Source organism: Duganella sp. CT11-25 (assembly GCF_047302815.1).
In the GTDB taxonomy this organism is placed as follows: domain Bacteria; phylum Pseudomonadota; class Gammaproteobacteria; order Burkholderiales; family Burkholderiaceae_D; genus Rugamonas.
Map to the genome: position 1 here is coordinate 5,453,564 of NZ_JBKBFD010000001.1, position 12,862 is coordinate 5,466,425.

General features: G+C 64.3%; 14 protein-coding genes. 12 read left to right on the top strand and 2 right to left on the bottom strand.

Features of this window, described 5'->3' with window-relative positions:
• Positions 1 to 17 precede the first annotated feature (17 nt).
• The gene (locus ACEN9F_RS23520) at positions 18 to 1,115 is read right to left on the bottom strand and encodes an anhydro-N-acetylmuramic acid kinase (RefSeq protein WP_413423841.1); all 1,098 of its coding nucleotides are present in this window, start codon (positions 1,113 to 1,115) and stop codon (positions 18 to 20) included.
• A 134-nt stretch (positions 1,116 to 1,249) separates the two neighbouring features.
• Complete coding sequence (locus ACEN9F_RS23525; protein ID WP_413423843.1) at positions 1,250 to 2,635, bottom strand: peptidoglycan DD-metalloendopeptidase family protein; 1,386 nt, start codon at positions 2,633 to 2,635, stop codon at positions 1,250 to 1,252.
• A gap of 157 nt (positions 2,636 to 2,792) precedes the next feature.
• On the opposite strand from ACEN9F_RS23525, the gene tyrS reads away from it, so the two are divergent.
• From tyrS to ACEN9F_RS23585, 12 genes are all read left to right on the top strand, one after another.
• Positions 2,793 to 4,046: a tyrosine--tRNA ligase gene (tyrS, locus tag ACEN9F_RS23530; RefSeq protein ID WP_413423845.1), complete on the top strand. Its 1,254-nt coding sequence runs from the start codon at positions 2,793 to 2,795 to the stop codon at positions 4,044 to 4,046.
• The gene (gene dtd, locus ACEN9F_RS23535; protein WP_413423847.1) at positions 4,043 to 4,489 is read left to right on the top strand and encodes a D-aminoacyl-tRNA deacylase; all 447 of its coding nucleotides are present in this window, start codon (positions 4,043 to 4,045) and stop codon (positions 4,487 to 4,489) included. The genes tyrS and dtd overlap by 4 nt, the downstream gene beginning before the upstream one ends.
• Positions 4,490 to 4,494: 5 nt before the next feature.
• Positions 4,495 to 5,154, top strand: a complete 660-nt coding sequence (locus ACEN9F_RS23540) for a YbhB/YbcL family Raf kinase inhibitor-like protein (protein WP_413423849.1) — start codon at positions 4,495 to 4,497, stop codon at positions 5,152 to 5,154.
• A complete protein-coding gene (locus tag ACEN9F_RS23545) occupies positions 5,151 to 5,801 on the top strand; it encodes a histidine phosphatase family protein (protein ID WP_413423851.1) in 651 nt (216 codons plus the stop codon). The genes ACEN9F_RS23540 and ACEN9F_RS23545 overlap by 4 nt, the downstream gene beginning before the upstream one ends.
• Positions 5,802 to 5,947: 146 nt before the next feature.
• Entirely contained in the window at positions 5,948 to 6,973 is a 1,026-nt protein-coding gene (gene dusB, locus ACEN9F_RS23550; RefSeq protein ID WP_413423853.1) for a tRNA dihydrouridine synthase DusB, read from the top strand.
• Positions 6,974 to 7,072: 99 nt separating this feature from the next.
• Entirely contained in the window at positions 7,073 to 7,306 is a 234-nt protein-coding gene (locus ACEN9F_RS23555) for a helix-turn-helix domain-containing protein (RefSeq protein ID WP_008445162.1), read from the top strand.
• 93 nt (positions 7,307 to 7,399) lie between these two features.
• Positions 7,400 to 8,986: a bifunctional phosphoribosylaminoimidazolecarboxamide formyltransferase/IMP cyclohydrolase gene (purH, locus tag ACEN9F_RS23560; RefSeq protein ID WP_413423857.1), complete on the top strand. Its 1,587-nt coding sequence runs from the start codon at positions 7,400 to 7,402 to the stop codon at positions 8,984 to 8,986.
• A gap of 155 nt (positions 8,987 to 9,141) precedes the next feature.
• A complete protein-coding gene (gene ruvC / locus ACEN9F_RS23565) occupies positions 9,142 to 9,702 on the top strand; it encodes a crossover junction endodeoxyribonuclease RuvC (RefSeq protein WP_413423859.1) in 561 nt (186 codons plus the stop codon).
• A gap of 40 nt (positions 9,703 to 9,742) precedes the next feature.
• The gene (gene ruvA / locus ACEN9F_RS23570; RefSeq protein WP_413423861.1) at positions 9,743 to 10,321 is read left to right on the top strand and encodes a Holliday junction branch migration protein RuvA; all 579 of its coding nucleotides are present in this window, start codon (positions 9,743 to 9,745) and stop codon (positions 10,319 to 10,321) included.
• A 10-nt stretch (positions 10,322 to 10,331) separates the two neighbouring features.
• Positions 10,332 to 11,390 carry a Holliday junction branch migration DNA helicase RuvB gene (gene ruvB, locus ACEN9F_RS23575; protein ID WP_413423864.1) on the top strand — a complete coding sequence of 353 codons (1,059 nt, stop codon included), beginning with the start codon at positions 10,332 to 10,334 and terminating at the stop codon, positions 11,388 to 11,390.
• Entirely contained in the window at positions 11,390 to 11,857 is a 468-nt protein-coding gene (locus ACEN9F_RS23580; protein ID WP_413423866.1) for a YaiI/YqxD family protein, read from the top strand. Before ruvB ends, ACEN9F_RS23580 begins: the two co-directional genes overlap by 1 nt.
• Positions 11,850 to 12,788: a LysR family transcriptional regulator gene (locus tag ACEN9F_RS23585; RefSeq protein WP_413423868.1), complete on the top strand. Its 939-nt coding sequence runs from the start codon at positions 11,850 to 11,852 to the stop codon at positions 12,786 to 12,788. Before ACEN9F_RS23580 ends, ACEN9F_RS23585 begins: the two co-directional genes overlap by 8 nt.
• Positions 12,789 to 12,862: the final 74 nt, after the last annotated feature.

The window sequence follows — 12,862 nt, forward strand, 5'->3', positions numbered from 1 at the left end:
CTCCGCCGTTTGTTTTTTCAGCGCGGGTAGAGCGCGCCCAGGACGCGGTCGCCGCTGGCGCCGGTCACGCTGGGCAGATTGCCCGCCAGCCGCTCGGTGAAGCGGTAGCCCAGCCAGGCGAAAGCCAGCGCCTCGACCCGGTTCGGCGCCACGCCCAGCGCCTGCGTCGACGCCACCAGCACCTGGGCGCCCAGCGCCGCGCCCAGCTCATCCATCAGCACGCCGTTGTAGGCGCCGCCGCCGCAGATGTAGACCGCGTCGGCGCCCGCGCCATAGGCCTTGACGGCGTCGGCCAGCGTCACCGCCGTGAAGCGCGCCAGCGTGCGCTGCACGTGCTCCGGCGCGGCTTCGGCATGCACTGCCAGCCGCGTATCCAGCCATTCCAGGTGGAACAGGTCGCGCCCGGTGCTTTTCGGTGCCGGCAGCGCCAGGTAGGGTTCCTTCAGCAACTCCGCCAGCAATTCCGGGATCACCTTGCCGCCCGCGGCCCAGGCGCCGTCCACATCGTATTCCTTGCCTTGGTGGCGGGCGATCCAGCCATCCATCAGCACATTGCCCGGGCCGGTGTCGAAACCGGTCACGCGGCCATCGCCGCCGAGCACGCTGATATTCGAGATGCCGCCGATATTGGCCACCACGCGCGCCTGCCCGGCCTTGCCGAACAAGGCTTGATGGAAGGCCGGCACCAGCGGCGCGCCCTGGCCGCCGGCGGCGATGTCGCGGCTGCGGAAGTCGGCGATGACGTCGATGCCGCACAGCTCGGCCAGCAGGGCGGGGTTGTTGGTCTGGCGCGTAAAGCCCAATTCCGGGCGGTGGCGTATGGTCTGGCCGTGCACGGCGACCGCGCGCACGTCTTGCGGCGGGAGCCGGGCGTCGGCCAGCAGCGCCGCCACGCATTGCGCGTAGTGTTGCGCCAGCTGGTTGGCCGCCAGCGCCTCGCGCTCGATTTCATTGGGGCCGGCGGCCTGCAGCGCCATCAGTTCGGCACGCAGCGCGGGAGGGAAGGGGATGTAGGCCGCCGCCCGTGTCGTGATGGCGTCGCCGGAAAAGTCCGCCAGCGCGCCGTCCACGCCGTCCAGGCTGGTGCCCGACATTAAACCGATATACAACGCCATGACCGCCTCCGTTACCGAAAAGCGTATTCTGCCTGAGCTTGCGTGTGTTGTCGCACAGAAGAAGCGACCTCAACGGCGCATGATCATAAAAAAACAGGCCGCCGAAGCGACCTGTCTGTAGCGGATGCAGCGGATTATTTCGCCGCGACGCGCGTGCCGCCGGAGCCGCCCGGCTGCAGCAGCGCGAAGCGATGCGACATATCCGAGGCGTAGGATTTGAAGCGCGACATTTCGGCGGCCGTCAGCGGCGCCTGTGCCTGCACGTTCATCTTGCCCGGGTCCCTGGCTTCGCCGCCGACGCGGAATTCGTAGTGCAGGTGGGCGCCGGTCGACCAGCCGGTGGTGCCGACATAGCCGATCACGTCGCCCTGGCTGACCTTGCTGCCTTTTCTGATGCCAGGCGCAAAGCGGCTCATGTGCGCGTAAGCGGTGGTGTAGTTGGCCCAGTGCTTGATCGTGACGAAGTTGCCGTAGCCGTTCTGGTTGCCGGCAAAGTCCACCACGCCGTCGCCCGAGGCGCGGATCGGGGTGCCGGTCGGCGCCGGGAAGTCGATGCCCTTGTGGGCTTTCCACTGGCCGGAAATCGGATGCACGCGCATCGAGAAACCGGACGAGATACGCGAGAATTCCACCGGCGATTTGAGGAAGGCCTTTTTCAGCGACTTGCCGTCAAAACTGTAGTAGCCGCCGCCCTGCTTGTTCTGCGGATCTTCAAACCACACCGACTGATAAGTCGTGCCTTTATTGGTGAACTCGCCGGCCAGGATACGGCCCGCGCGGATGAATTCGCCATCCTGCCAGAACGTCTCATACACGACATTGAAATGGTCGCCGCGCTTCAGGTCGCCGCGGAAGTCGATGCTGGTCGAGAACATCTCGACGATCTGCCTGACGATGGTGTCCGGCAGCTTGGCGCCGTCCTCGCTGGAGTCGGTCGCCGCGTACAGCGAGCCCGAGTTGATGGTGCGCGCGTGCATTTCCACACGGCGTTCCAGCTTGGCCGCTTCTTCGGTCGCGACGAAGCCCGCGCCCTTGCGGGTGACCTTGATATTGGTGACCGGATTGTCCTTGCCGTCGACCACGGTGGCGCGCAGCCACTGCAGATTGCCCTCTTCATCGGTCTGCGCCTGTACGCGCTTGCCGGTCTTGAGCTGCATCACGCCTTTCGCGACCTTGTCTTTTTTGATAAAGTTCTCGGCCGCGTCGTCGTCCACGCCCAGGCGCGTCAACAAGGTGGCCAGCGTGTCGCCGGCCCGGATTTTCTCTTCGTGAACGAAGTGCTCGTTGGAGGATTGCTGTTCCAGCGCGTTGATCTGCGCGCCGAGGTCTGGCTGGACTACCGCTTCCTGTACCGATTTGACCGGCAAATCGGAGGCGTCGGGGGCGAGCGGCGCTACGCCGGCGGCACCAAACGCACATACTGCAAGAAACAATGCAGACGCGCTGATGATGCGCGCCTTGCGCGTAGAACCTAGCAGACTGAACAAGCGTGAGCTCGTGAATTTATGTATTTGGTTCATGCAATCAGTTAAAATTTGCCGCTTGAACTATTCAGGAACGTTTTATTTCTTATAATTATTGTTTAAGTTCGTTTTCGTACGGCAAGATTGATGGATCGAGGATTATAACAAACTCCTGACGCTGCCTACCTTTTTCTGGAAATTCCGTTTAAAAATTATGACTATCTCTTCTTCGACACCTGCGGCCCCCTCTAAAGCGTTGCCATTGACTGATAAGGTCCAGGAGGCCCTCGCCATCACCAAACGCGGTGTCGACGAGTTGCTGATTGAAAGCGAGTTCGCCCAGAAGCTGGCGCGCTCGGAACAGAGCGGCGTACCGCTGCGCATCAAGCTGGGCCTGGATCCTACCGCACCCGACCTGCACCTTGGCCACACCGTTGTGCTGAACAAGATGCGTCAGTTGCAGGACCTGGGCCACCAGGTGATTTTTCTGATCGGCGACTTCACCTCCATGATCGGCGATCCGTCCGGCCGCAATGCCACCCGTCCGCCGCTGACCAAGGAGCAGGTCGAGCAAAACGCCATGACGTATTTCAAGCAGGCCTCGCTGGTGCTGGACCCGGCCAGGACTGAAATTCGCTACAACTCCGAATGGTGCGATCCGCTGGGCGCGCGCGGACTGATCAAGCTGGCCTCGCATTACACCGTGGCGCGCATGATGGAACGCGACGATTTCAGCAAGCGGTTCAAGAGTGGGACACCGATCGCCGTCCATGAGTTCCTTTATCCGTTGATGCAAGGCTACGATTCGGTCGCTTTGAAGTCAGACCTTGAGCTAGGTGGAACAGACCAGAAATTTAACTTGCTTGTTGGCCGCGAGCTGCAGAAGGATTATGACCAGGAGCCGCAGTGCATTTTGACCATGCCGCTGCTGGAAGGCCTGGACGGCGTCGACAAGATGTCCAAGTCGAAGAACAACTATATCGGCATCACCGAGCCTGGCAACACCATGTTCGCCAAGATCATGAGCATTTCCGATGACATGATGTGGAAATACTTCAATCTGCTGTCGTTCCGCTCGATCGCCGACGTCGCCGCGCTGAAGGCGGAAATCGACGGCGGCAGGAACCCGCGCGACGCCAAGGTGGCGATCGCCCAGGAAATCGTCGCGCGCTTCCATTCGCGGCAGGCGGCCGAGGATGCGCTGGCCGACTTCGTCAACCGCTCCAAGGGCGGCATTCCGGACGACGTGCCGGAAGTGGCGCTGGGCGGCGCGCCGGTCGGCATCCCGCAACTGCTGAAGATGGCCGGCCTGTGCCCGTCCACTTCGGAGGCGATGCGCATGATCGACCAGGGCGGCGTGCGCATCGACGGCGCCGTCGTCAGCGACAAGGCGCTCAAGATCGACGCCGGCAGCTTCGTGCTGCAAGTGGGCAAGCGCAAGTTCGCGCGCGTCACGCTGACGGCATGATCGGGCTGCTGCAACGCGTCAGCAGCGCCAGCGTGGTGGTCGATGGCGCGACGATAGGCGCCATCGGGGCCGGATTGATGGTGCTGGTGTGCGCCGAGCGCAACGATACGCAAAAGGAAGCGGACGCGCTGCTGGCCAAACTGCTGGGCTACCGCGTTTTCGCGGACGAGGCCGGCAAGATGAACCGCAGCGTCACCGATACCGCCGGCGGCCTGCTGCTGGTGCCGCAATTCACGCTGGCGGCCGACACCAAGTCCGGCACGCGGCCGTCGTTCACGCCCGCCGCCGCGCCGGCCGACGGCTTGCGCCTGTTCAATTATTTCGTCGAGCAGGCGCGGCTGAAGCACGCCGTGGTGCAGACCGGCCGCTTTGGCGCCGACATGAAGGTCAGCCTGACCAACGACGGCCCGGTCACGTTCTGGTTGCAAACCAACGCTAAATAAAGACGATGAAACTTTCGAGCGACAGTTTTCGCGACGGCGGCGTCATCCCCGCCAAGTGCGCCTTTGCCGAGCCGGACGCCGGCCTCGGCATCCGGCTGGCGGGCAACCGCAATCCACAGCTGTCCTGGCGCGAGGTGCCGGCCGGGACCGAATCGCTGGTCCTGCTGTGCATGGACGGCGACGCCCCCGTCGACGCCAGCCGGGCCAACCGGATCGGCTGCTCGCTGCCGCAGGGCCTGCCGCGCGGCGACTTCTTCCACTGGAGCCTGATCGACATCCCGCCGGCGATGCACGCCATCGCCGAGGGCGCGCTGTCCGCCGCCGTGACCGCGCACGGCAAACCCGGCCCTGAGGCGACGCTGGACGGCGTGCCGCTGCGCCAGGGCATCAACGATTACCACGGCTGGTTTTCCGGCGACCCGGCGATGGCCGGCGAGTATTACGGGTATGATGGCCCCTGTCCGCCGTGGAACGACGAGCGCGTGCACCACTATGTTTTCCGCCTGTATGCGCTGGATGTGCCGCGCCTGGCGCTGCAAGGGCGCTTCACCTGCGCCGACGTGCTCAACGCCATCCACGGCCATATCGTCGATGAAGCCCAACTGATCGGCACCTATACCCTGAATCCGGCCCTGGGCCGCCGACAACCAAACAAGATTGCATGAAGAACACCACTATTTTGCTGATCCGCCACGGCGAGACGGCCTGGAACGCCGTGCGCCGCTTGCAGGGCCACATCGACATCCCGCTGAATGAAGAGGGCGAACGCCAGGCCGCCGCACTGGCGCAAGCCTTGGCGGCGGAACCGGTGGACGCCTTCGTTTCCAGCGACCTGCGGCGCGCCATGCAGACCGCGCAGGCGGTGGCCGGCCATGGCGACGGCGCCCGCTTGCAGACCGACGCCCAGCTGCGCGAGCGTTGCTACGGCGTGTTCGAAGGCATGCTGTATGCCGAGATCGAGCAGCAATACCCGGCCGACTACGCCTTGTGGCAGGCGCGCGATATCGACGCCGTGATGCCGCCCGGCGAGCGGGTGGCGGAGAGTTTCCGCCAGTTCTACCAGCGTTCGGTGGCCGCCATCGCGCGCTGGGCCGAACGCCATCCGGGCCAGACCATCGCCATCGTCGCCCACGGCGGCGTGCTGGAGTGCGCCTATCGGGAAGCGGTCGGCATGTCGCTCGACAGTCCGCGCGACTTCCAGGTCAAGAATGCCAGCATTAATCGTTTTACCTATGGCAACGGCAAACTGGCGCTGGACAGCTGGGGCGAAGTCGATCACCTGAGCCTGGCGGCGATGGACGACATCATCTAACGAACGTGCTTAAAGTTTTTGCACGGAAACACTCGCTCATAACGGCAAGGCTGCACATTTGCCGTATTCATAAAAAATAGTGCTTATTATTTGAGCAGCCCTTCGGTTAAAATAGAAGGTTCCTTCTCCCCATTCAGGTATCGCCAGTGCAAATCGGCCCTCATTTACTGCGCAACAACGTTTTCGTCGCCCCCATGGCCGGCGTGACGGATCGGCCATTCCGCCAGCTCTGCAAAGAGCTGGGCGCGGGCTACGCGGTGTCCGAGATGGCGGCCTCCAATCCGCGCCTGTGGGCGACGGAAAAGAGTTCGCGCCGCACCGACCACACCGGCGAGATGGAGCCGAAGGCGGTGCAGATCGCCGGCGCCGATCCGCGGGACCTGGCCGATTGCGCCCGGTTCAACGTCGAGCGCGGCGCGCAGATCATCGACATCAACATGGGCTGCCCGGTCAAGAAAGTGTGCAACGCCTGGTGCGGCTCGGCGCTGCTGCAGGACGAGGTGCTGGTCAAGCAAATCCTCGATGCCGTGGTGGGGGCCGTCGACGTGCCCGTGACCCTTAAGTTCCGCACCGGATGGAATCGCTCCCATAAAAACGCGCTGACGATCGCGCGCATCGCCGAGGACGCCGGCATCGCCATGCTGACCCTGCATGGCCGCACCCGCGCCGACGGCTACACCGGCGAGGCCGAGTACGACACCATCGCGGCGGTCAAGCGCTCGGTCGGCATTCCGGTGGTGGCCAACGGCGACATCACGTCGCCGGAAAAAGCCAAATTTGTGCTGGACTACACCGGCGCCGACGCCGTCATGGTCGGCCGCGCCGCGCAAGGCCGTCCATGGATCTTCCGCGAGATCGACCATTACCTGCGCACCGGCACCCATCTGCCGGCGCCGTATGTAGACGAAGTACGCGGCTTGATGGATGAACACCTGCGCGCCCACTACGCTTTCTATGGCGAGTTCCTGGGCGTGCGCACGGCCCGCAAGCACATCGGCTGGTATGTGCGCGACCTCGAAGGCGGCGAGGCATTCCGCCAGAAGATGAACCTGTTGGAATCGACTGAAGAGCAACTGTTGGCGGTCGACCAGTTCTTCGAATCCCAGTGGAGTTTTGGCGAGCGGTTACAATACCGCCTCGCTGAAGAAATGCTGGCTGCACAGGCAGCCTAGAAAGTACTAAAAAAGTCATATCAGAAGGGTAGGCGCCCCAGGTCACGAGCCGGGGCGATTTGCCAGCGTCAACAGATTAATTAGCCGAACGACAAAAAAATGAGCAAAGAAAGTATCCAGGAAGTAGTCCAGAAGAGCCTTGAAGATTACTTCAACGACCTGGGCGAGCAGCAGGCATCGAACATCTACGACATGGTTGTGCTGACCGTTGAAAAACCGATACTGGAAGTGGTCATGACGCGCGCCGACGGCAATCAGTCGCATGCCGCGCAGATGTTGGGCATCAACCGCAATACCTTGCGCAAAAAGCTGCAAGAGCACGGCCTGCTGTAAGCGCACCCGTCAATCCGGCATGAGTGGCTGGGGACGGCCGCTGCTGGCCGGCCCCGAAGTACCGAATATTCAACCACCTAGCCTCTCATAGCCATGATCAAACAAGCTCTCATCTCCGTATCCGACAAAACCGGTGTGCTGGACTTCGCCCGCGCGCTGTCCGCCATGGGCGTCAACATCCTGTCGACCGGCGGCACCGCCAAACTGCTGGCCGATAACGGCGTGGCCGTGACCGAAGTTGCCGACTACACCGGTTTCCCGGAGATGCTGGATGGCCGCGTCAAGACGCTGCATCCGAAAGTCCACGGCGGCATCCTGGCCCGCCGCGATTTCCCCGAGCACGTGGCCAAGCTGGAAGAGCACAACATCCCGACCATCGACATGGTCGTGGTCAACCTGTACCCGTTCCAGGCCACCGTCGCCAAGGACAGCTGCACGCTGGACGACGCGATCGAGAACATCGACATCGGCGGCCCGGCCATGCTGCGCTCCGCCGCCAAGAACCACAAGGACGTGGTCGTCATCTGCGACCCGTCGGACTACGGCGTGGTGCTGGCGGAAATGAAGACCACCGACAACGCTCCCGGCTATGTCAGCTACGACACCCGCTTCACGCTGGCCGCCAAGGTCTACGCGCACACCGCGCAGTACGACGGCGCCATCGCCAACTACCTGACCAGCCTGGACGCCAGCCGCGCCCACGCCAGCCGCAACGCCTATCCGAAAACCCTGAACGTGGCGTTTGAAAAAGTGCAGGACATGCGCTACGGCGAAAACCCGCACCAGTCGGCCGCGTTCTACCGCGACGTCGCCAGGACCGAAGGCGCGCTGGCCAACTACCGCCAGCTGCAGGGCAAGGAACTGTCGTTCAACAACATCGCCGATGCCGATGCCGCATGGGAATGCGTGAAGAGCATGGGCGGCTTCGACCAGAGCGCGGCCTGCGTCATCGTCAAGCACGCCAATCCGTGCGGCGTGGCGCTGGGCGCCAACGCGGCCGACGCCTACAAGCGCGCGCTGCAGACCGATCCGACCTCGGCCTTCGGCGGCATCATCGCCTTCAACGTGGAAATCGACGGCGTGGCCGCGACCGAACTGGCCAAGCTGTTCGTCGAAGTGCTGATCGCGCCGTCGTTCTCGGCCGAAGCGAAACAGATACTGTCGGCCAAGCAGAACGTGCGCCTGCTGGAAATCCCGCTGGGCAACGGCGTCAACGCCATGGACTTCAAGCGCGTCGGCGGCGGTTTGCTGGTGCAGTCGGCCGATGCCAAGAACGTGCTGATCGGCGACCTGAAAGTGGTGTCGAAGCTGCAGCCTACGCCGCAGCAGCTGCAAGACCTGATGTTCGCCTGGCGCGTGGCCAAGTACGTCAAGTCCAACGCCATCGTCTTCTGCGGCAATAACATGACGCTGGGCGTGGGCGCAGGCCAGATGAGCCGTATCGACTCGGCCCGCATCGCCTCGATCAAGGCGCAGAACGCCGGCCTGTCGCTGACCGGTTCGGTGGTGGCGTCGGATGCCTTCTTCCCGTTCCGCGACGGCCTGGACGTGGTGGTCGACGCCGGCGCGACCTGCGTGATCCATCCGGGCGGCTCGATGCGCGACCAGGAAGTGATCGACGCCGCCGACGAGCGCGGCGTGGTGATGCTCTACACCGGCACCCGCCACTTCCGCCACTAATCGGTCGCCGGACGACGGCCGCAGCTTCGTTGCGGGGCCTTGCCGTGCATGCGCACTGTCTTCGGCGCCGCGCCTCGCCGCGGCCGCCGTCCGGCAACCTCATTTAGGAAGCCCGCAAGCTTGCGGGCTTTTTCTTTACTGCATACAATCCATTAATGATAATCCTAGGCATCGACCCCGGCTTGCGCACGACCGGCTTTGGCGTGATCCACAAGCAGGGCGCCAAGCTGCGCTATATCGCCTCGGGCACCATCAAGAGCGGCGAGGGCAGCCTGCCGGCGCGGCTCAAGGTGATCCTGGACGGCGTGGCCGAGGTGGCGCGCATCTACCAGCCCGAATGCGCGGCCATCGAACAGGTGTTCGTCAACGTCAATCCCCAATCAACCCTGCTGCTGGGCCAGGCCCGTGGCGCGGCGATCTGCGCGCTGGTGTCGGCCGAGTTGAGCGTGGCCGAGTATTCGCCCACGCAGGTCAAGCAGGCGGTGGTCGGCACCGGGCGCGCGGTCAAGGCCCAGGTGCAGGACATGGTGGCGCGGCTGTTGTCGCTGCCGGGCCTGCCGGGCACCGACGCGGCCGACGCGCTGGGCGTCGCCATCTGCCACGCCCACAGCCGTGAAACGCTGACCTTGATCGCGGGCGCCGGCAAGGGTACGACGACGGCCGCCGCCGGCCCGCTGGCCGGCCTGCGCATGAAACGCGGCCGCCTGGTCGGTTAAACTTTTTCCGCAGTTAAATTTAAGTTAAGGCTACAACACGATGATCGGTCGTCTCTCCGGTATTTTGCTTGAAAAAAATCCACCGCAACTGCTGGTGGATTGCGGCGGCGTCGGCTACGAAGTCGATGTGCCGATGAGCACCTTCTACAACCTGCCGCACGTGGGCGAGAAAGTGGTGCTGTTCACGCACCAGGCGATCCGCGAGGACGCGCACCTGCTGTTCGGCTTCGGCAACGCCGAGGAGCGCGCCGTGTTCCGCCAGTTGATCAAGATCACCGGCGTCGGCGCGCGCACGGCGTTGTCCATCCTGTCGGGCATGTCGATCTCCGACCTGGCGCAGGCGGTGACGCTGCAGGAATCCGGCCGCCTGATCAAGGTGCCGGGCATCGGCAAGAAGACCGCCGAGCGCCTGCTGCTGGAACTGAAGGGCAAGCTGGGCGCGGACATCGGCGCCGGCGGCGCGCATGCCGTGCCGGACTCGCAATCTGATATCCTGAATGCGCTGCTGGCGCTGGGCTACTCCGACAAGGAAGCCCTGCTGGCGCTGAAGACCGTTCCCGCCGGCAGCGGCGTCTCGGACGGCATCAAGCAAGCGCTGAAAGCGCTCTCCAAGGGTTAATTGATACAACATGAGCATCCAGACCGACAGCTTCACCGAACAGCGCATCATCGACGCGGCGCCCTCGTCGCCGAATGAAGAGGCGATCGAGCGCGCTTTGCGCCCCAAGCATCTTGATGAATATGTCGGGCAGTCCAAGATCCGCGACCAGCTGGAAATCTTCATCGCCGCGGCCCGCAACCGCAAGGAGGCGCTCGACCACACGCTGCTGTTCGGACCGCCCGGCCTGGGCAAGACCACGCTGGCCAACATCATCGCGCGCGAGATGGGCGTCAACCTGCGCCAGACCTCCGGCCCGGTGCTGGAACGCCCGGGCGACCTGGCCGCCATCCTGACCAACCTGGAAGCCAACGACGTCCTGTTCATCGACGAGATCCACCGCCTGTCGCCGGTGGTCGAGGAAATCCTGTACCCGGCGCTGGAAGACTACCAGATCGACATCATGATCGGCGAAGGCCCGGCGGCGCGCTCGGTCAAGCTGGACCTGCAGCCGTTCACGCTGGTCGGCGCGACCACCCGCGCCGGCATGCTGACCAACCCGCTGCGCGACCGCTTCGGCATCGTCGCCCGGCTGGAGTTCTACAACACCGAGGAACTGACCAAGATCGTCACCCGCAGCGCCGCGCTGCTGAAGGCCAACATCGCCCCGGACGGCGCGGTGGAAATCGCCCGCCGCGCGCGCGGCACGCCGCGTATCGCCAACCGCCTGTTGCGCCGCGTGCGCGACTACGCCGAGGTCAAAGGCAACGGCGACATCACCAAGTCGGTGGCGGACGCCGCGCTGGTGATGCTCGACGTCGACACCGTCGGCTTCGACGTGATGGACCGCAAGCTGCTCGAAGCGGTGCTGTTCAAATTCGGCGGCGGCCCGGTCGGCATCGGCAACCTGGCGGCGGCCATCGGCGAGGCGGCCGATACCATCGAGGACGTGCTGGAACCCTATCTGATCCAGCAGGGATTCCTGCAGCGCACGCCGCGCGGCCGCGTCGCCACGCCGGCCGCGTACAAACACTTCGGCGTTGCGGCGCCGCGCGTCAGCCCCAACGGCGAACTGTGGGCGGACCTGTAATGCAGATCTGGGTCGACGCCGACGCCTGTCCCGCCGTCATCAAGGAAATCCTCTACCGCGTGGCCGACCGCACGCAGATGCAGGTGACGCTGGTGGCCAATCAATTGCTGCGCGTGCCGCCGTCGCGCTTCGTCCGTTCGGTGCAAGTGCCGTCCGGCGCCGACGTGGCCGACCAGGAAATCGTGCGCCTGCTGGCGCCGGGCGACCTGGTCGTCACCGGCGACATCCCGCTGGCGTCGGACGTGCTGAAGAAGGGCGGCTACGCGCTCAACCCGCGCGGCGAGTTCTACACCAACGACAACATCGCGCAGATGCTGACCATGCGCGCCTTCATGGACGAACTGCGCGGCAGCGGCGTCGATACCGGCGGCCCGGCCGCCTTCAGCCAGTCCGACCGCCAGGCCTTCGCCAACAGCCTGGACCGCCACATCAGCAAGATCCAGCGCGAGGCCGCCAGCCGTGGATGAACTGCGCGCCATCTCGACCTTCATCCGGGCCGCCGAACTGGGCAGCTTCAACAAGGTCGCCGAGGCGCAGGGCACCACGCCGCAGGCCGTCAGCAAGACCATCCGCCAGTTCGAGCAGCACCTGGGCGTGCGCCTGTTCCACCGCACCACGCGCAACAGCTCGCTGACCGAGGAAGGCCAACGCTTGCTGGAATCGATCAAGCCCAGCATGGACGGCGTGGTCGGCGCCTTGGCCCGCGCCCGCAACGCCGCGCGCGAGGACGAGGGCCTGGTGCGCATCGCCGCTTCCGGCTCGATGGGACGCAAGATGCTGGCGCCGCTGCTGGCGGAGTTCCAGTTGACCTATCCGCTGATCCAGATCGACCTGATCCAGGAAGACGGCTTCAGCGACCTGGTCGGCGACCGCATCGATGTCGGCTTCCGCGGCGGCAACGCACCGGATGCGCAGATCGTCAGCCGCCGCCTGTTTCCGGTACAGCAGATCGTTTGCGCGACGCCGGAATATCTGGCGCGCCACGGCGTGCCGCGCACGCTGCGGGATTTGCAGGCGCATCGTTGCACGGCCTACCGCCAGCCCGGCAGCGGCCGGCCGATGGCCTGGGAGTTCGAGGTCGATGGCGACACCGTGTTCCATCACGTGCAGGCTGTCTTGCTCAGCAATGATCCGGACACCGAAATGCATGCGGTGCTGGCCGGCATGGGCATCGGCCAGATCGACAGCATCAACGCCGCCGCCGCCATTCGCGATGGCCGGCTGAAACCGCTGCTGGTCGATCAACTCAGCGAACGCATGGGCTTGTACCTGTACTTCCCGCAGCGCACCGACATGCCGGGCAGGGTACGGCGCTTCATCGATTTCGCGGTGGAGCGGCTGCTCGGCAGCACGCAGTTCTACCTGTCGGCCGACGAGTTGCGCCAGCATTCAATATAAACTTAAAGTTGTCGCTGTAACGTGTAATTCAGACTACTTTGGTTGTGCTCATTCTCCTATAGTTCACCTGTCGC